Origin of the sequence: Microbacterium limosum (assembly GCF_036324365.1) — a bacterium.
Classification (GTDB): domain Bacteria; phylum Actinomycetota; class Actinomycetes; order Actinomycetales; family Microbacteriaceae; genus Microbacterium; species Microbacterium limosum.
Map to the genome: position 1 here is coordinate 812,127 of NZ_CP137080.1, position 18,810 is coordinate 830,936.

Annotated in this window: 13 protein-coding genes and 3 rRNA genes; 15 read left to right on the forward strand and 1 reads right to left on the reverse strand. The window is 67.6% G+C overall.

The window, feature by feature from the left end; translation table 11 throughout:
• Positions 1-2 precede the first annotated feature (2 nt).
• A complete protein-coding gene (locus RYJ27_RS03925; RefSeq protein ID WP_330171449.1) occupies positions 3-1,307 on the reverse strand; it encodes a CoA transferase in 1,305 nt (434 codons plus the stop codon).
• 580 nt (positions 1,308-1,887) lie between these two features.
• Here RYJ27_RS03925 and RYJ27_RS03930 point away from each other — a divergent pair.
• The 15 genes from RYJ27_RS03930 to scpB all read left to right on the forward strand — a co-directional run bounded on the left by RYJ27_RS03930 (position 1,888) and on the right by scpB (position 18,806).
• Positions 1,888-3,409: ribosomal RNA gene (locus tag RYJ27_RS03930) — 16S ribosomal RNA — on the forward strand.
• A gap of 436 nt (positions 3,410-3,845) precedes the next feature.
• Positions 3,846-6,962: ribosomal RNA gene (locus tag RYJ27_RS03935) — 23S ribosomal RNA — on the forward strand.
• 100 nt (positions 6,963-7,062) lie between these two features.
• A 5S ribosomal RNA gene (gene rrf, locus RYJ27_RS03940) occupies positions 7,063-7,179 on the forward strand.
• Together the 16S, 23S and 5S rRNA genes form the textbook arrangement of a ribosomal RNA operon.
• A 261-nt stretch (positions 7,180-7,440) precedes the next feature.
• The gene (locus RYJ27_RS03945) at positions 7,441-8,520 is read left to right on the forward strand and encodes a hypothetical protein (RefSeq protein WP_330171450.1); all 1,080 of its coding nucleotides are present in this window, start codon (positions 7,441-7,443) and stop codon (positions 8,518-8,520) included.
• On the forward strand, positions 8,520-9,560 hold the full coding sequence (locus tag RYJ27_RS03950) for an HAD-IIA family hydrolase (RefSeq protein WP_330171979.1): 1,041 nt from the start codon (positions 8,520-8,522) through the stop codon (positions 9,558-9,560). Before RYJ27_RS03945 ends, RYJ27_RS03950 begins: the two co-directional genes overlap by 1 nt.
• A gap of 47 nt (positions 9,561-9,607) precedes the next feature.
• Positions 9,608-9,772, forward strand: coding sequence for a hypothetical protein (locus RYJ27_RS03955; RefSeq protein ID WP_330171451.1), 165 nt, complete (start codon positions 9,608-9,610; stop codon positions 9,770-9,772).
• Positions 9,769-10,569: a TlyA family RNA methyltransferase gene (locus tag RYJ27_RS03960; protein ID WP_330171452.1), complete on the forward strand. Its 801-nt coding sequence runs from the start codon at positions 9,769-9,771 to the stop codon at positions 10,567-10,569. Before RYJ27_RS03955 ends, RYJ27_RS03960 begins: the two co-directional genes overlap by 4 nt.
• Positions 10,566-11,495, forward strand: coding sequence for an NAD kinase (locus RYJ27_RS03965; RefSeq protein ID WP_330171453.1), 930 nt, complete (start codon positions 10,566-10,568; stop codon positions 11,493-11,495). The genes RYJ27_RS03960 and RYJ27_RS03965 overlap by 4 nt, the downstream gene beginning before the upstream one ends.
• Positions 11,492-13,192 (forward strand): DNA repair protein RecN, encoded by a 1,701-nt coding sequence (gene recN / locus RYJ27_RS03970; protein ID WP_330171980.1) that lies wholly within the window; start codon positions 11,492-11,494, stop codon positions 13,190-13,192. Before RYJ27_RS03965 ends, recN begins: the two co-directional genes overlap by 4 nt.
• 14 nt (positions 13,193-13,206) lie before the next feature.
• Positions 13,207-14,904 carry a CTP synthase gene (locus RYJ27_RS03975; protein WP_330171454.1) on the forward strand — a complete coding sequence of 566 codons (1,698 nt, stop codon included), beginning with the start codon at positions 13,207-13,209 and terminating at the stop codon, positions 14,902-14,904.
• A complete protein-coding gene (locus tag RYJ27_RS03980) occupies positions 14,897-15,511 on the forward strand; it encodes an NUDIX hydrolase (protein ID WP_330171455.1) in 615 nt (204 codons plus the stop codon). Before RYJ27_RS03975 ends, RYJ27_RS03980 begins: the two co-directional genes overlap by 8 nt.
• 1 nt (position 15,512) lies before the next feature.
• Complete coding sequence (gene xerD / locus RYJ27_RS03985) at positions 15,513-16,418, forward strand: site-specific tyrosine recombinase XerD (protein WP_330171456.1); 906 nt, start codon at positions 15,513-15,515, stop codon at positions 16,416-16,418.
• A 115-nt stretch (positions 16,419-16,533) separates the two neighbouring features.
• Positions 16,534-17,421, forward strand: coding sequence for a ParA family protein (locus RYJ27_RS03990; RefSeq protein WP_330171457.1), 888 nt, complete (start codon positions 16,534-16,536; stop codon positions 17,419-17,421).
• Entirely contained in the window at positions 17,405-18,238 is an 834-nt protein-coding gene (locus RYJ27_RS03995) for a segregation and condensation protein A (protein WP_330171458.1), read from the forward strand. The genes RYJ27_RS03990 and RYJ27_RS03995 overlap by 17 nt, the downstream gene beginning before the upstream one ends.
• Positions 18,228-18,806 (forward strand): SMC-Scp complex subunit ScpB, encoded by a 579-nt coding sequence (scpB, locus tag RYJ27_RS04000; RefSeq protein ID WP_330171459.1) that lies wholly within the window; start codon positions 18,228-18,230, stop codon positions 18,804-18,806. The genes RYJ27_RS03995 and scpB overlap by 11 nt, the downstream gene beginning before the upstream one ends.
• Positions 18,807-18,810: the final 4 nt, after the last annotated feature.

Sequence of the window (18,810 nt, forward strand, 5' to 3'; positions counted from 1 at the left end):
GGTCACGCCCATCTCGGCTCGTCCTGTCCCCAGGGCCGCGGAGGGTCGAAGCGTGTGGGACCGCCCGGGTAGCGGGGCGCCGGGGCGGCGGTGGTCACGGCAGTCCCGGCGACGACGAAGTCCTGCAGGTGCGGGGTGGGGTCCGGCTCGGCGATCCGCGGCCGGTGCGGAAGCCGTGGCATCCCGAGCAGCTCGGCGGCCATGCGGCGCAGCGACGTCTGCACGAGCCAGGAGCCGCCCTCGTCGCGACGGCGGGCGAGGGCGCGCATGACGCCGGCCGCGAGCAGATAGCCCGCCGAGTGGTCGAGAGCCTGCACGGGGAGCGCGCCGGGGCGGACGCCGTCGCCGGATTCGACCCGCGCGATGCCGGAGGCAGCCTGCACGATGCTGTCGAACCCGCGGCGGGAGCGCGCCGATCGCTCGAAGCCCCACGCGGAGAGCCGCGCGACGACGATGCCGGGATGGCGGGCGGCGAGGGTGCGGGGATCGAGACCCCAGCGAGCCGCGGAGTCGGGGCGGTAGCCGTAGACCACGACATCCGCGCGGCCGAGCAGCTCATGCAGGCGGGAGGCGGCCGCGGCCTCCCGCAGGTCGAGGAGGGCGGAGCGCTTGCCGTGCCCCGTGTCGAGGTGCTGCCACGGCGCCTCGGGGTGGGTCACGGGGTCGATGCGCAGTACGTCGGCGCCGGAGAGGGCGAGGGTGCGCGTCGCGATCGGGCCGGCGATGACGCGGGTCAGATCGAGCACGCGTATCCCTCGCAGCGGCGCCGACGGGGTGGGGCCGGGCAGTGGATGCCGCGGGTGCGCGCCCAGGCGCCGGGTCGCGACGAGCGGGGATTCGCGAAGCGCGGCGTCCCGGACGGGGACCTCTTCCCGCACCCGTGCGGCGACCCCGCCCGCCCGGACGATCAGCCGCTCCGCCGCGAGGGCGCTCATACGGGAGAGGGCGGCCGCCAGCTGCGCCTGGTCCGCGTCGGAGGGAAGGAGCAGGGCACGGGTGAGCGCGAGCGCGTGGTGCGCGTAGTTGCCGTGGGTGCGCAGCCAGCCGCTCCGGGTGGGGAAGAACCCGGAGAGGGCGCTCCAGATATCCGGCCGCTCGCCGTGGACGCGGAGATGGCGTTCGCTCGCATAGGCCACCGCCACGCGGTCCGGATCCGGGTGGGGGAGCGCGGCGTCGGCATCCGTCAGGCGCGCCATCGCGAGCGACGCGTGCCGCACCGCGCGGAGAGCCAGCTCCGGCACCGCTGTCCGAGCGGGGAGCGGGGGCAGCGACTCGGGCGACGATGCCGTCTGGTCGTGCGGGGGCATGCAGGGAGGCTAGACGCTGCGCACCCCGGGGCGCGAGGTCCGATCCGCAGGCGGTGGCACGACCGCTCCGTACCGCGGAAACACGGGCGACACGCCCGGGATGTCAGCATGATTTGCCCAACCGGAAACCTCCGCGTAACTTATTACTTGTTCGCCCCACAGGGAAGCGGAAAGGCCCGAGAGCCTCACCCCCCTCAAGCGGAGAACCACCCCCCTTCGAACGGACCTTCACTTGAGGGTCCAGACCCCTGGGTCTAGAATGGGGTTCCTGCTCACTCGAGCACCGTCTCTTCAGGCTGGCCGGATCGAATCCGCCGAAAACGCCGATTTGACAAGCCGAGCGAAACGGATAAGATAGAGAAGTTGCCCTGCGGAGCAGCCGAGAGGCCAGAACGCAGGAGCATCCGATCCTTGAGAACTCAACAGCGTGCACTTGTCAAATGCCAAAAAACCTCGCGGTCAGCTTAGCTGATCGATGAGATTCTTTTGAGATTAAACGGATATGTCAGTAATGACATCCGATCGTCAGATCAAACTCGCTACAGCCGAACCCATTCCGGTCCGGCCGTAGCAAAAATTCTTTACGGAGAGTTTGATCCTGGCTCAGGATGAACGCTGGCGGCGTGCTTAACACATGCAAGTCGAACGGTGAAGCAGAGCTTGCTCTGTGGATCAGTGGCGAACGGGTGAGTAACACGTGAGCAACCTGCCCCGGACTCTGGGATAAGCGCTGGAAACGGCGTCTAATACCGGATACGAGCTGCGAAGGCATCTTCAGCAGCTGGAAAGAATTTCGGTCCGGGATGGGCTCGCGGCCTATCAGCTTGTTGGTGAGGTAATGGCTCACCAAGGCGTCGACGGGTAGCCGGCCTGAGAGGGTGACCGGCCACACTGGGACTGAGACACGGCCCAGACTCCTACGGGAGGCAGCAGTGGGGAATATTGCACAATGGGCGAAAGCCTGATGCAGCAACGCCGCGTGAGGGACGACGGCCTTCGGGTTGTAAACCTCTTTTAGCAGGGAAGAAGCGAAAGTGACGGTACCTGCAGAAAAAGCGCCGGCTAACTACGTGCCAGCAGCCGCGGTAATACGTAGGGCGCAAGCGTTATCCGGAATCATTGGGCGTAAAGAGCTCGTAGGCGGTCTGTCGCGTCTGCTGTGAAAACCCGAGGCTCAACCTCGGGCCTGCAGTGGGTACGGGCAGACTAGAGTGCGGTAGGGGAGATTGGAATTCCTGGTGTAGCGGTGGAATGCGCAGATATCAGGAGGAACACCGATGGCGAAGGCAGATCTCTGGGCCGTAACTGACGCTGAGGAGCGAAAGGGTGGGGAGCAAACAGGCTTAGATACCCTGGTAGTCCACCCCGTAAACGTTGGGAACTAGTTGTGGGGACCATTCCACGGTTTCCGTGACGCAGCTAACGCATTAAGTTCCCCGCCTGGGGAGTACGGCCGCAAGGCTAAAACTCAAAGGAATTGACGGGGACCCGCACAAGCGGCGGAGCATGCGGATTAATTCGATGCAACGCGAAGAACCTTACCAAGGCTTGACATATACGAGAACGGGCCAGAAATGGTCAACTCTTTGGACACTCGTAAACAGGTGGTGCATGGTTGTCGTCAGCTCGTGTCGTGAGATGTTGGGTTAAGTCCCGCAACGAGCGCAACCCTCGTTCTATGTTGCCAGCACGTAATGGTGGGAACTCATGGGATACTGCCGGGGTCAACTCGGAGGAAGGTGGGGATGACGTCAAATCATCATGCCCCTTATGTCTTGGGCTTCACGCATGCTACAATGGCCGGTACAAAGGGCTGCAATACCGCAAGGTGGAGCGAATCCCAAAAAGCCGGTCCCAGTTCGGATTGAGGTCTGCAACTCGACCTCATGAAGTCGGAGTCGCTAGTAATCGCAGATCAGCAACGCTGCGGTGAATACGTTCCCGGGTCTTGTACACACCGCCCGTCAAGTCATGAAAGTCGGTAACACCTGAAGCCGGTGGCCCAACCCTTGTGGAGGGAGCCGTCGAAGGTGGGATCGGTAATTAGGACTAAGTCGTAACAAGGTAGCCGTACCGGAAGGTGCGGCTGGATCACCTCCTTTCTAAGGAGCATCTGGAACTCCTCGGAGTTCCCAGAGCCCGCTCGAGGCGAATGTCTTCGAGGGGTCAGCTCATGGGTGGAACATTTGACGAGGTGCCGTTCGCAGATCTCGAACTCAGTACGCCGCTTGCGGCTGGAACGGTTCTGGTGATGCGGCCGGCACATGCACGCTGTTGGGTCCTGAGGGACCGGATGCCTCTTCGGAGGCGACCAACCTCAGGGCCTTTCTGGCTGTCCGAAGGACAAGCGGGAAGGTACCGCCCGTACTTTGAGAACTACACAGTGGACGCGAGCATCTTTGAGATGATCTCGTCATCAGACGAACCGGCTTGCCGGGGAGTCCGATGAGGAGTCATTTCACATAGATGATCTTTATAGATCATTAGTCAATTTCAAACCGGATTCCGATCCGGGCCGAAGAGACGAACTCATGTGATTTTCAAGTCTTTAAGAGCAAACGGTGGATGCCTTGGCATCTGGAGCCGAAGAAGGACGTAGCAATCTGCGATAAGCCTCGGGGAGTTGATAAGCAAACTTTGATCCGAGGATGTCCGAATGGGGAAACCCCGCTGGGCGGCGTGCCGACCCAGTGACTCCCGTCTGAATATATAGGGCGGGTAGAGGGAACGTGGGGAAGTGAAACATCTCAGTACCCACAGGAAGAGAAAGCAACAGCGATTCCGTTAGTAGTGGCGAGCGAAACCGGAACAGGCTAAACCGAGTACGTGTGATATCCGGCAGGAGTTGCGTATTCGGGGTTGTGGGACTTTTCATGCTGCTCTGCCGAGCAGCGAGCGTGATGCGACGATATAGGCGAATAACCTTGAAAGGTTAGCCACAGTGGGTGCCAGCCCCGTAGTCGAAATGTCTGTCACAGCGCGAAGAGTATCCCAAGTAGCACGGGGCCCGAGAAATCCCGTGTGAATCTGTCAGGACCACCTGATAAGCCTAAATACTCCCAGATGACCGATAGCGGACAAGTACCGTGAGGGAAAGGTGAAAAGTACCCCGGGAGGGGAGTGAAATAGTACCTGAAACCGTTTGCTTACAAACCGTTGGAGCAGCCCTAGCAGCTGTGACAGCGTGCCTTTTGAAGAATGAGCCTGCGAGTTAGCGATATGTGGCGAGGTTAACCCGAGTGGGGTAGCCGTAGCGAAAGCGAGTCTGAATAGGGCGATTCAGTCGCATGTCCTAGACCCGAAGCGAAGTGATCTATCCATGGCCAGGCTGAAGCGACGGTAAGACGTCGTGGAGGGCCGAACCCACTTAGGTTGAAAACTGAGGGGATGAGCTGTGGATAGGGGTGAAAGGCCAATCAAACTTCGTGATAGCTGGTTCTCTCCGAAATGCATTTAGGTGCAGCGTTGCGTGTTTCTTGCCGGAGGTAGAGCTACTGGATGGCCGATGGGCCCCAAAAGGTTACTGACGTCAGCCAAACTCCGAATGCCGGTAAGTGAGAGCGCAGCAGTGAGACTGTGGGGGATAAGCTTCATAGTCGAGAGGGAAACAACCCAGACCACCAACTAAGGTCCCTAAGCGCGTGCTAAGTGGGAAAGGATGTGGAGTTGCCTTGACAACCAGGAGGTTGGCTTAGAAGCAGCCACCCTTGAAAGAGTGCGTAATAGCTCACTGGTCAAGTGATTCCGCGCCGACAATGTAACGGGGCTCAAGCACGCCACCGAAGTTGTGGCATTGACATTATTGGTAGGCCTTCGTGGTCCAGCCGTGTTGATGGGTAGGAGAGCGTCGTGTGGCCAGCGAAGCGGCGGTGTGAACCAGCCGTGGAGGCTACACGAGTGAGAATGCAGGCATGAGTAGCGAAAGACATGTGAGAAACATGTCCTCCGAAAGACCAAGGGTTCCAGGGTCAAGCTAATCTTCCCTGGGTAAGTCGGGACCTAAGGCGAGGCCGACAGGCGTAGTCGATGGACAACGGGTTGATATTCCCGTACCCGCGAAGAACCGCCCAAGCTAATCCAGTGGTGCTAAGAGTCCTAGCTCGGAATGTTCGGATCCCTTCGGGGTGATGACGTCCTTGTGAACGCTCGACCCCATGCTGGTGCGGCTAGCGTATTAACAGGTGTGACGCAGGAAGGTAGCCGGTCCTGGGCGATGGTAGTCCCAGGCCAAGTGTGTAGGCCGAGAGATAGGCAAATCCGTCTCTCACATAGGCTGAGACACGAAGGGGAGCTGTAACAGGCAAGATCCGGTGATCCTATGCTGCCAAGAAAAGCATCGACGCGAGGTTCAAGCGGCCCGTACCCCAAACCGACTCAGGTGGTCAGGTAGAGAATACCAAGGAGATCGAGAGAATCGTGGTTAAGGAACTCGGCAAAATGCCCCCGTAACTTCGGGAGAAGGGGGGCCTTCGACGTATAAGGACTTGCTCCGAAAGCGTTTGGAGGCCGCAGAGACTAGTGGGTAGCGACTGTTTACTAAAAACACAGGTCCGTGCCAAGTCGCAAGACGATGTATACGGACTGACGCCTGCCCGGTGCTGGAAGGTTAAGAGGACCGGTTAGCCGCAAGGCGAAGCTGAGAATTTAAGCCCCAGTAAACGGCGGTGGTAACTATAACCATCCTAAGGTAGCGAAATTCCTTGTCGGGTAAGTTCCGACCTGCACGAATGGCGTAACGACTTCCCAACTGTCTCAACCGCGAACTCGGCGAAATTGCACTACGAGTAAAGATGCTCGTTACGCGCAGCAGGACGGAAAGACCCCGTGACCTTTACTACAGCTTGGTATTGGTGTTCGGTGTGGCTTGTGTAGGATAGGTGGGAGACTGTGAAGCATGGACGCCAGTTCATGTGGAGTCGTTGTTGAAATACCACTCTGGTCATTCTGGATATCTAACTTAGAACCGTAATCCGGTTCAGGGACAGTGCCTGGTGGGTAGTTTAACTGGGGCGGTTGCCTCCCAAAAAGTAACGGAGGCGCCCAAAGGTTCCCTCAACCTGGTTGGCAATCAGGTGTCGAGTGTAAGTGCACAAGGGAGCTTGACTGTGAGACTGACAGGTCGAGCAGGGACGAAAGTCGGGACTAGTGATCCGGCAGTGGCTTGTGGAAGCGCTGTCGCTCAACGGATAAAAGGTACCTCGGGGATAACAGGCTGATCTTGCCCAAGAGTCCATATCGACGGCATGGTTTGGCACCTCGATGTCGGCTCGTCGCATCCTGGGGCTGGAGTAGGTCCCAAGGGTTGGGCTGTTCGCCCATTAAAGCGGTACGCGAGCTGGGTTTAGAACGTCGTGAGACAGTTCGGTCCCTATCCGCTGCGCGCGTAGGAAGTTTGAGAGGATCTGACCCTAGTACGAGAGGACCGGGTTGGACGAACCTCTGGTGTGTCAGTTGTTCTGCCAAGAGCACCGCTGATTAGCTACGTTCGGGATGGATAACCGCTGAAAGCATCTAAGCGGGAAGCCGGCCTCAAGATGAGACTTCCATGCCTTCGGGCGAGAGGCTCCCAGCCAGACTACTGGGTTGATAGGCCGGATGTGGAAGCGTGGCAACACGTGAAGCTGACCGGTACTAATAAGCCGATGACTTGATAATCACCTTCCTAGGTGCTTGCGTCCACTGAGTGGTTCTCGATGTACGGTCGGGAACCGCATGACAATGACTTTTGTTGTGCAGACTGAAACATCAATAGTGTTTCGGCGGCCATAGCGAGAGGGAAACGCCCGGTCCCATTCCGAACCCGGAAGCTAAGCCTCTCAGCGCCGATGGTACTGCGGGGGGGACCCCGTGGGAGAGTAGGACACCGCCGGACTTCTTTCGAGAAATGGCCACCCAGAGCTGGGTGGCCATTTCGCGTTAACGCGCAGATCTGCCGAGAGGACGACCCATGACCGACGAGGAACGCGACCGCTCCGAGCACGAGCGCCGTCCGGGGTCGGGATCTTCCCGTGACGCCGGACGGGGCGATCGTGCTCCTCGCCGCAGCGGTGACGGTACGGACCGACGTCCGTATGCCAAGCGTGAGGGGGCGGGGCCCGCTGCTCAGCGCGGCGGCGCTGCCCGTAAGCCCTCGGTGAGGCGCGACGATGCGGACCGTAAGCCATACGCAAGGCGCGACGGCGAGACGCGCAAGCCGTACGCGAAGCGCGACGATTCCGAGCGCAAGCCGTTCGTGCGTCGCGATGACGCCGAGCGCAAGTCGTTCGTGCGTCGCGATGACGCCGGCCGTAAGCCGTACGTGAAGCGCGACGACGCCGGCCGTAAGCCGTATGCGCGTCGTGATGACGTGGACCGTAGGCCGTATGCGCGTCGTGATGACGGCAACCGCAAGCCGTACGGCCCGCGGGACGCGGGTGCCGGCAGGCCGTACCGCGCCCGCGACGATTCGGGACGCTCCGGCTTTCCGCGTCGCGACGGCGATCGTCCCTCGCGGCCGCGACAGATCGATCGCGCCGACAGGCCCATGGATCCGGAGATCCCCGAAGAGGTCACCGCCCGGGATCTCGGCGGCGCGCGGAACGAGCTGAAGACGCTCAGCAAGGAGAACGCGGACACCGTCGCGCGTCATCTCGCGATGGCGGCTCGTCTCATCGACGACGACCCGTCGGCGGCGCACGAGCACGCGCTGGCGGCATCCCGTCGAGCGGGCCGCGTTGCTCTCGTGCGCGAGACCGTGGCCATCACCGCGTACGCGGTGGGCGACTTCGCGCTCGCGCTGCGGGAGCTGCGGACCTACCGCCGGCTCACCGGGCGCGACGATCAGATCGCGCTGATCGTCGACAGCGAGCGGGGGGTCGGTCGCCCGGACCGCGCCCTCGAGGAGGGCCGCGGTGTCGACCGTGCGAGCCTCCCGACGGAGACGCGCGTGCACCTGGCCATCGCGATGTCGGGTGCCCGGCTCGACCTCGGCGACGCGGTGCGGGCGCTCAGCGAACTGGACATCCCCGAACTCGATCCCGACCGCGCCTTCGCGTGGAGCCCGGCCCTGTTCGATGCGCGCGCGGAGGTGCTCGACGAACTGGGTCGCTCCGACGAGGCCGCCCGGTGGCGGACCCGCGCCCGCATCGCCGAGGAGGCGCTCGGCGGGGGAGCGGGCGACGTCGTCGAGGTCGTGGACATCGACGAAGAGGGCGGCGACGAGGAGCGGTCGTGATGCGATTGTTCGCCGGCGCCCGAGAGACGACTCCCCTCGACGGCACCGACGCGGTGCTGGCCGACCTCGACGGGGTTGTCTATGCGGGCCACCGCGCCCTGCCGCACGCCGTGGAGTCGCTCGTGCGCGCCGCCGACGGGCGCCGCCTCGGCTACATCACCAACAACGCCTCCCGCACCGACGAGACGGTCGCCGCACAGCTGCGCGAGCTCGGGCTCCCGGCGCAGAAGGACGACGTGATCACGAGCCCGCAGGCGGCGATGCGCCTTCTGCGCGATCGGGTGCCCGCGGGGTCCCGCATCCTCGTCGTCGGAGGCGAGGGGCTCGTGGTCGAGGTGGAGAAGGCCGGGTTCATCGTCACGCGCAGCGCCGACGACGACCCCGCCGCCGTCGTCCAGGGGTTCTCGCCCGAAGTGGGCTGGTCGCAGCTCGCCGAGGCGGCGTACGCGCTGGCGCTTCCGGAGGAGGAGGGCGGCATCCCCTGGATCGCCACGAACACCGACTGGACGATTCCGCAGGCACGCGGCGTGGCCCCCGGCAACGGCACGCTCGTCTCGGCAGTCCACACGGCGGTCGGCCGGTTGGCGACCGTCGCGGGCAAGCCCGAGACCCCGATCTTCGAAGAGGCCGTCGCGCGCTTCGGCGCGCAGAGGGCGCTCTTCATCGGCGACCGCCTCGACACCGACATCCTCGGGGCCGCGCGCGCCGGGATCGCCTCCGTGCTCGTGCTCACCGGCATCGACCGGCCCAAGCATGTGCTCGCGGCTCCTCCGGGGTCGCGCCCCGACTTCATCCTCGCCGACCTGCGAGAGCTGCACGAGCCGTATCCCGCGGCCAAGGTGCGCGGAAAGGACGGGGCGGTGACGGTCGGAACCGCCACGGTGCGTGTCGCGGGGGCCGACGTACAGATCCTGTCGGCGGGTGATCGGCCGATCGACCTGCTTCGCGCCGGCGCACGCGCCATCTGGGACTCCGGCAGCGCGATCTTCGGTCTCCGCGTCCCCGAAGCGCTCTACGCCGACCCGTTCCGCGTCCGCTGACGGCGCGCGCCCTCCGAAGGGTCGGAGCGCGCGCGTATCCTGGAGCAATGTCCGAGCAGAGCCCGCGTCCCGACCTCCTGTCGGCCATCGAGGTGATCGAGGATCAGCCGCTCGCTTCGCGAGCCGACGCGTACGCGGGTCTGCACGAGGAACTCACGCGCCTGCTCGACGGTGCCGGGGGCATCGGCGAGACGCGTCGCGACCGTCCATGACGCCCCGCCTGGACGCGGCCCTCGCGGCCCGGGGGCTCGCCCGGTCGCGCACCCACGCGGCGACGCTGATCGCGCAGGGGCTCGTGAACGTCGACGGGCGCACCGTCGTCAAGTCGTCGACCCAGGTCTCCGACGACGCCGGTCTCGAGGTGGCGGCCGCCGATCACTACGTCAGCCGCGCCGCGCACAAGCTGATCGCGGCCCTCGACACCTTCGGCGTCGACGTCGCGGGGCGGATCGCTCTGGATGTCGGGGCGTCCACGGGCGGGTTCACGCAGGTGCTGCGCGAGCGCGGTGCAGCCCCCGTCGTCGCCCTCGACGTCGGCCACGACCAGCTCGCGGACACCGTCCGCGCCGACCCGCAGGTGATCTGCGTCGAGGGCTTCAACGTGCGGGAGCTGAGCGCCGGCGCGTTCGCCGACGTCAGCGGGCTCACGGCACCGCCGAGCGTCGTGACCGGAGACCTCTCCTTCATCTCGCTCGCGCTCGTCCTTCCCGCCCTGGCGGCCACGGCGGCCTACGACGCCGACTTCCTGCTGCTGGTCAAACCGCAGTTCGAGGTGGGGCGCACGGCCGTCAAGGGCGGACTGGTCACCTCCGCCGCGCTGCGCGCGGACGCCGTCAACGGCGTGCTCTGGCGGGCGTGGGACGCGGGTCTCGGCACGCGCGGCGTGATCGCCTCGCCGCTCGTGGGCACGCACGGCAACGCCGAGTACGTCGCCTGGTTCCGGCGGGGCGAGGGCGGGACTCCGGCAGAATGGTCGGGCACGGTCGACCGACTGACGGGAGTGGCATGAGCGCTGCGCGCAACATCCTGGTCGTCGCGCACGCCCTGCGCGAGGAGACGGTCAACGCGGCCCGCCGAGTCGCTGAGGCGCTCGAGGCATCCGGCGCCCGCCCCGTCTTCGCCGCCGGCGACCGCGCCGAGCTCGACAGCGCCCTCGACCACGTGCCCGGCATCGCGACCCTCGGCGAGGACGTCGACGTGTCGGAGCTGGAGCTCGCGATCGTCCTCGGCGGCGACGGCACGATCCTGCGCGCCGCGGAACTCGTCCGTGGCGGCACCGCTCCCGTGCTCGGCATAAACATGGGCCATGTCGGATTCCTCGCCGAGATCGAGCGGGACGACATGGACGAGGCCGTCCGCCGAGCGATCACGGGCGAGTACGCCGTGGAGGAGCGCCTGGCGCTGGCCGTGACGGTCGTGGATGCCGCGGGTCGCGCGATCTACCAGACCTGGGCGCTCAACGAGGCGACCATCGAGAAGGCCAGCCGCGAGCGGATGCTCGAGGTGGTCGTCGAGATCGACGGGCGTCCGCTGTCGACCTTCGGGTGCGACGGCATGGTCATCGCGACGCCGACGGGCTCGACCGCGTACAACTTCTCGGCGGGCGGACCCGTCGTCTGGCCGACCGTCGCGGCCATGGTCGTCGTGCCGCTGTCGGCGCACGCGCTCTTCGCCAAGCCGCTCGTCGTGGGGCCCGAGGCCTCGGTCGCGATCGAGGTGCTCGAGCGCACGAACGGCACCGGCATCCTGTGGTGCGACGGTCGCCGGTCCCACGAGCTTCCTCCCGGCGCCCGCGTCGTCGTGCACGCCTCGCCGGAGCCCGTGCGCCTGGCCCGGCTGCACCCCGCCGCGTTCACCGACCGACTCGTGCGCAAGTTCCGGCTTCCCGTCCAGGGATGGCGGGGGCCCGCGGCGGCGCCGGAGGCGTCGGCGTGATCGAGGAGATGCGTCTGCGGTCGCTCGGCGTCATCGCGGAGGCGACGCTGCCGCTCGGGCCGGGCTTCACCGCCGTCACCGGGGAGACCGGCGCGGGGAAGACGATGGTCGTGACGGGCCTGGGCCTGCTGCTCGGCCAGCGCGCCGACTCCGGGGTGGTGCGCGCCGGCGCCGCTGCCGCGGAGGTCACCGGCATCTGGGTCGTGCCCGACGAGGGCGGTGTCGTCGAGCGCGTGCGCGAGGCGGGCGGAGACGTGGAGCCTGCCGGGGCCGGCGCCGCGGAGCTGTACATCGGGCGCACCGTGACGGCTGAGGGCCGCAGCCGCGCGTCGGTGGGCGGCCGGGCCGCCCCGGCCGGCGTGCTCGCCGACCTCGCCGATCAGCTCGTCGTCGTGCACGGGCAGTCCGAGCAGCTGCGGCTGCGCTCGCAGTCGGCGCAGCGGGGGGCGCTGGACCGCTTCGGCGGCGAGAGCGTCCGCGCGGCGCTCGAGTCGTACCGCTCGGCCTGGTCGGTCTGGCGCTCGCTCGACCGCGAGCTGGAGGAGCTCGTCACGAGCCACGACGCGCGGATGGCCGAGGCGCAGGCCCTGCGGGAGGACCTGGCCGAGATCGAGGCCGTCGCGCCCGTCGCGGGCGAGGACGCCGAGCTGGCCGCGCGGACGGAACGGCTGACGCACGTGGAGGAGCTGCGCATCGCGGCTGCGACGGCGCGCGAGGCGCTCTCGTCGGAGGCGGGCGGTGTCGACGTGTCGAGCCTCGCGGGGGAGGCGCGGCGCGCGCTCGAGCGCGCGGGCGAGGCGGACGCCGTGCTCGGGGAGTACGCCGAGCAGGCCGCGGAGGTGTCGTTCCGCGCGAGCGAGCTCGCGATGGCCCTCTCGAGCTACCTCGCCGATCTCGACGAGACCGGACCGCAGGAGCTCGACGCCCTGCAGGAGCGCCGCGCCGCGCTCGCCGCCCTCGTGCGGCGCCACGGCGGGACGCTCGACGACGTGCTCGCGCTCGCCGCGACGGGCGGGGCCCGGCTCGCGGAGATCGAGGACGACGACGACCGCATCGACCAGCTGCGCGCAGAGCGGGATGCCGCGGCATCCGCCCTCGACGACGCCGCCGCGACCCTCACGGAGCGTCGCACGTCGGCGGCCGAGCGCCTGGGCGCCGCGGTGACCGAGGAGCTGCACGCGCTCGCGATGCCCGACGCGCGCCTGAGCGTGCGGGTCGCCCCCGGCACCCCGTCGGCGGAGGGCCGCGACGAGGTGGCGCTGCTGCTCGCCCCGCACCCCGGAGCCGATCCCCGGCCGGTGGCACGGAGCGCGTCGGGCGGCGAGCTCTCGCGCGTCATGCTCGCGATCGAGGTAGTCATCGCGGGCACCGACCCGGTGCCGACGTTCGTGTTCGACGAGGTCGATGCGGGCATCGGCGGCGCGGCCGCGATCGAGGTCGGCCGGCGGCTCGCGCGCCTCGCCGAGACCTCGCAGGTCATCGCCGTGACCCACCTCGCCCAGGTGGCGGCCTTCGCCGGCAACCACCTCACCGTCGTCAAGGAGAACGACGGCTCCGTGACAGCCTCCAGCGTGCGCCGGCTCGAGGGCGCCGCTCGCGAGGCGGAGATGGCGCGCCTGCTCTCGGGGCTCGCCGACTCCTCCGCCGCCCTCGAACACGCGCGCGAGCTGCTCGAGCTCTCGCCCGCACGCGACTGATAGGATAGAAGCCCGTGGCGGAATCTGCATCGGGACCATCGAACGACATCACCAGACACATCTTCGTGACGGGTGGTGTCGTCTCTTCGTTGGGCAAGGGCCTCACCGCCGCGAGTCTGGGAAATCTCCTCACGGCGCGCGGTCTGCGCGTCGTGATGCAGAAGCTGGATCCGTACCTGAACGTCGATCCGGGGACGATGAACCCGTTCCAGCACGGCGAGGTCTTCGTGACCGACGACGGCGCCGAGACCGACCTCGACATCGGGCATTACGAGCGCTTCCTCGACATCGACCTGGCGCAGTCGGCGAACGTGACGACGGGTCAGGTGTACTCGCAGGTCATCGCGCGCGAACGCCGCGGCGAGTACCTCGGCGACACCGTGCAGGTCATCCCGCACATCACCGACGAGATCAAGCGGCGCATGCGCCTGCAGGCCGACGAGGACCCCAAGCCCGACGTCATCATCACCGAGATCGGCGGCACGGTGGGCGACATCGAGTCGCAGCCGTTCATCGAGTCGGCGCGCCAGATCCGCCACGAGCTCGGTCGCGGCAACGTCTTCTTCGTCCACGTCTCGCTGGTGCCCTTCATGGGCGCGTCGGGGGAGCAGAAGACCAAGCCGACGCAGCACTCCGTCGCGGCGCTGCGCTCGATCGGCATCCAGCCCGACGCCCTCGTGTTGCGCAGCGACCGCCCCGTCACCGAGTCGAACAAGCGCAAGATCGCGCTCATGTGCGACGTCGACGAGGATGCCGTGGTCAACGCCGTCGACGTGCCGAGCATCTACGACATCCCCACGATGCTCCACGAGCAGGGCCTGGACGAGTACCTCGTGCGGGCGCTCGGACTGGGCCACGCGAACGACGTGGACTGGAGCCGGTGGGACCGCGTCCTCAAGGCCGTGCACAACCCGAAGCACGAGGTGACGATCGGCCTCGTCGGCAAGTACATCGATCTGCCGGATGCGTACCTGTCGGTGACCGAGGCGATCAAGGCCGGCGGCTTCGCCCACGAGACACACGTGAGCATCCGCTGGATCCCCTCCGACCTGTGCGAGACGCCCGAGGGCGCCGCGAAGGCGCTCGCGGACGTGGACGGGATCTGCGTGCCGGGCGGCTTCGGCATCCGGGGCATCGAGGGCAAGCTCGGCGCCCTGAAGTTTGCGCGCGAGCAGGGCATCCCCACGCTGGGGCTGTGCCTGGGCCTGCAGTGCATGGTGATCGAGTACGCCCGCAACAAGGCCGACCTCGCGGGTGCGTCCTCGAGCGAGTTCGACCCCGACACCCGGTTCCCCGTCATCGCGACGATGGCCGAGCAGGTCGAGATCATCGCCGGCGGCGACCTCGGCGGCACGATGCGGCTGGGGCTGTACCCGGCCGACCTGCGCGAGGGGTCGGTGGCCGCCGAGGCGTACGGCGCGACGCGCGTGTCCGAGCGCCACCGCCACCGCTACGAGGTCAACAACGCCTACCGCGACCGCCTGGCCGAGGCCGGTCTGGTCTTCTCGGGGCTCTCGCCCGACCGCAACCTCGTCGAGTACGTCGAGCTGCCGCGCGAGGTGCACCCGTACTACATCGCCACCCAGGCGCACCCCGAGCTGCGGTCGCGCCCGACCGAGCCGCACCCGCTGTTCCGCGGGCTCGTCGGGGCGGCGCTCGATCGCCACCGCGCGAGCGAGCTGTTCGACGTCGAGCAGGATGCCGATGCCTGATCCCGGCGAGACCGGCGGCTCCGACGGGTCCGACCTGCGCGACGAGCCGCTCGACGTCGAGATCGTCGAGAGCGACGTCGTCTTCGACGGCCGCGTGTGGGACGTGCGGCACGACACCTTCCTCTACAACGGCGAGCGGGTCAGCCGCGACTACGTCGACCACACCGGCGCCGTCGCGATCGTCGCGCTCGACGACGAGGACCGCGTGCTGCTGCTGCAGCAGTACCGGCATCCGATCCGCTCCCGCGACTGGGAGATCCCGGCGGGGCTGCTCGACATCGCGGGGGAGGAGCCCCGCGAGACCGCGCGGCGCGAGCTCGCGGAGGAGACCGACCTCGTCGCGCGCGACTGGTCGCCGCTGCTGAGCATCCACACGACGCCCGGCGGCAGCGACGAGGTCGTGCACATCTTCCTCGCCCGAGGTCTCGCCGACGCCCCCGAGGTGCACGCGCGCGAGGAGGAGGAGGCCGACATCCGCCTGGCATGGGTGCCGCTGGATGACGCGGTCGACGCCGTGCTCGCCGGGCGGATGCGCAACGGCATCCTCGCCTCCGGCGTGCTCGCCACGGCGGCTCTGCTGCGGCGGGACGAGCGCGCGAGCCGCTGACATGCGGGCGGACCGGGCCCTCTCCGCGTACCTGCGGCACGTCACGATCGAGCGCGGGCTCTCGGCCCACACGGTCGCGGCGTACCGTCGCGACCTCGAGGACTACGTCGCCTGGCTGGCGGCGCGCGGCATCGACGACACCGCGCAGATCGATGCGTCGGTCGTCGCCGCCTTCGTAGCCGAACGCGCATCGGCGCAGCCGCGGCCCGCGTCATCCTCGCTGGCACGCCTGCAGTCCTCCGTGCGCGGGTGGCACCGCTTCCTCGCGCGGGAGGGCATCGAGAGCGTGGATGCCGCGGCTCGGCTGCGCCCGCCCAAGGCGCCGCTGCGGCTTCCCAAGGCGCTGACGATCGACCAGGTCGAGGCCCTGCTGCAGGCCCCCTCGCCCGAGGACCCCGTCGGGATACGCGATCGCGCGCTGCTGGAGCTGCTGTACGCGACGGGCGCCCGGGTCTCGGAGGCCGTCGGCCTCGACGTCGACGACGTCACGCGCGACGAGGGTCTCGTGCTGCTGCGCGGCAAGGGCGGCAAGGAGCGCATCGTGCCCGTCGGATCGTTCGCGCGCGACGCCGTGTCGGCCTACCTCACTCGCGTGCGGCCGGGCTTCGCTGCGCGCGGCCGGGCGAACGCCCGGCTCTTCCTCGGCGTGCGGGGCGCGCCGCTGTCGCGTCAGAGCGCGTGGCTCGTGCTGCAGCGCGCCGCCGAGGGCGCGGGGCTCTCGGCGCACGTGTCTCCGCACACGCTCCGGCACTCGTTCGCGACGCACCTGCTGCAGGGCGGCGCCGACGTCCGCGTCGTGCAGGAGCTGCTGGGGCATGCGTCGGTCGCGACCACGCAGATCTACACGCACGTCACGGTCGACGCCCTGCGCGACGTGTACGCCGGGGCTCACCCGCGCGCACGCTGAAGGGCGCCCGGCGCCGGTGCGCCCCCGGCATCCGCCGTGCACGGCATGCCGACCCGGCTCGGGCGGCGCGGGGTGGCTAGAATCGACCGACGGTACGGCAAGGTCAGGAGAATCGGTGGCGGGCAGCGCGCGGGGCACGAAGAAGCCCTCCGAGACAGGCGACGCGCCCGTCGGCCCCACCGGCCGCCCGTACCACGGCTTCCCCACCCCCGCCCCGCTCGACGGCCACGGTCCCGCACGCATCATCGCGCTCTGCAACCAGAAGGGCGGCGTGGGCAAGACCACGACGACCATCAACCTCGCGGCCTCACTTGCCCGCTACGGGCGGCGCGTGCTCGCGGTCGACTTCGACCCGCAGGGCGCGCTCTCGGCCGGCCTCGGCATCGCGACCCACGACGTGCCGACGGTCTACGACCTGCTGCTGGACACCAAGCGCGAGCCGCGCGATGTCATCGTCTCCTCGAACGTCGAAGGACTCGACGTGCTGCCGGCCAACATCGACCTGTCGGCGGCCGAGGTGCACCTCGTCAACGAGGTCGCCCGCGAGACGATCCTCTCCAGGGTGCTGCGCAAGGTCGCCGGCGACTACGACGTCATCCTCATCGACTGCCAGCCCTCGCTCGGCCTGCTGACGGTCAACGCCCTCACGGCGAGCCACGGCGTCATCATCCCGCTCGAGTGCGAGTTCTTCGCGCTGCGCGGCGTCGCGCTCCTCATCGAGACGATCGACAAGGTGCGCGATCGCCTCAACCCCGCGATCGAGCTCGACGGGGTGCTCGCGACGATGTACGATCCGCGCACGCTGCACTCCCGCGAGGTGCTCGAGCGGGTCGTCGAGGCCTTCGGCGACGATGTGTTCGAGACGGTCATCGGGCGCACCGTGAAGTTCCCGGACGCCTCGGTGTCGGGCGTCCCGATCATCGACTTCGCGCCCGAGCACTCCGCAGCGCAGGCCTATCTGAGGTTCGCGCGGGAGCTGGTCGCCCGTGGCGACGTCGCCTGAGGGCTCGGCCGGGCAGGCTCCCTCCGACGAGGGCGAGGGCGGATTCCGCGTCTCGCTGGCGAACTTCGACGGCCCGTTCGACCTGCTGCTGAGCCTCATCTCCAAGCACGAGCTCGACATCACCGAGGTATCGCTCAGCCGCGTCACCGACGAGTTCATCGCGTACCTGCGTCAGCTCGGCCCCGACGAGGAGCTCGACCAGGCCAGCGAGTTCCTCGTGGTGGCGGCGACCCTGCTCGACATGAAGGTCGCCGGGCTGCTGCCGCAGGGCGAGCTCGTCGACTCGGAGTCCGTCGCGCTCCTCGAGGCCCGCGACCTGCTCTTCGCGCGCCTGCTGCAGTACCGCGCGTTCAAGGAGGTCTCGGGCTGGTTCGGGGCGCGGCTGCGGGCGGAGGACACGCGGCACGCCCGCACCGTGCGGCTGGACGAGAAGCATCGAGCGCGTGTTCCGGAGCCCGTGTGGACGCTCACGCTCGACGACTTCGTCGCGCTCGCGCTGCTGGCGTTCGCGCCGAAGGAGATCCCGCACGTGCGCCTGGATCACCTGCACGCGCCCCTCGTGAGCATCCGCGAGCAGGCCGCGATCGTCGTGACGCTGCTGCGCGGCCGCGAGCAGCTGACCTTCCGCGAGCTGATCGCCGGCGTGGATGCCCCGGGCATCGTCGTGGCGCGCTTCCTGTCCATCCTGGAGCTGTACCGCCACGCGGCACTCACCTTCGAGCAGCTCGAGCCGCTCGGCGAGCTGACGCTGCGCTGGAGCGCGGAGACCTGGTCCGACGAGAAACTGGCGACGCTGGGAGCCGATTATGACCGATGAGAGGGAGGCCGCGGCATCCGTCGCACGACGCCTCGAGGCGATCCTCATGATCGTCGAGGAGCCGCAGAGCCTCGTGAGCCTCGCGACCGCGGTGGGCGCGCCCGTCGCGGCCGTGCGTCAGGCGATCGAAGGCCTCGCCGCCGACTACGACGGCGAGGCAGGCGGGCCCGTCCGCGGCTTCGAGCTGCGCGAGGTGGGTGGCGGCTGGCGGCTCTACGTGCGCGCCGAGTTCGACGACCTCGTCAGCGACTTCGTGACGACGCAGGCCCCCTCCCGCCTCTCGCAGGCGGCGCTCGAGACCCTCGCCGTGATCGCGTACAAGCAGCCCGTGACCCGCGGTCAGGTCGCCGCGATCCGCGCCGTGAACGTCGACTCGGTCGTGCGCACGCTGCTGGCGCGGGGTCTCATCACCGAGGTGTTCACCGACGGCGACACCGGCGCCATCCACTACGGCACGACCGACGCGCTGCTGGTGAACCTGGGCATCAACTCGCTCGACGAGCTGCCGCCCATCTCGCCGCTGCTCGACGACGGCGCCGACGGATTCGACGACACGGTCCCCCGATGAGGGC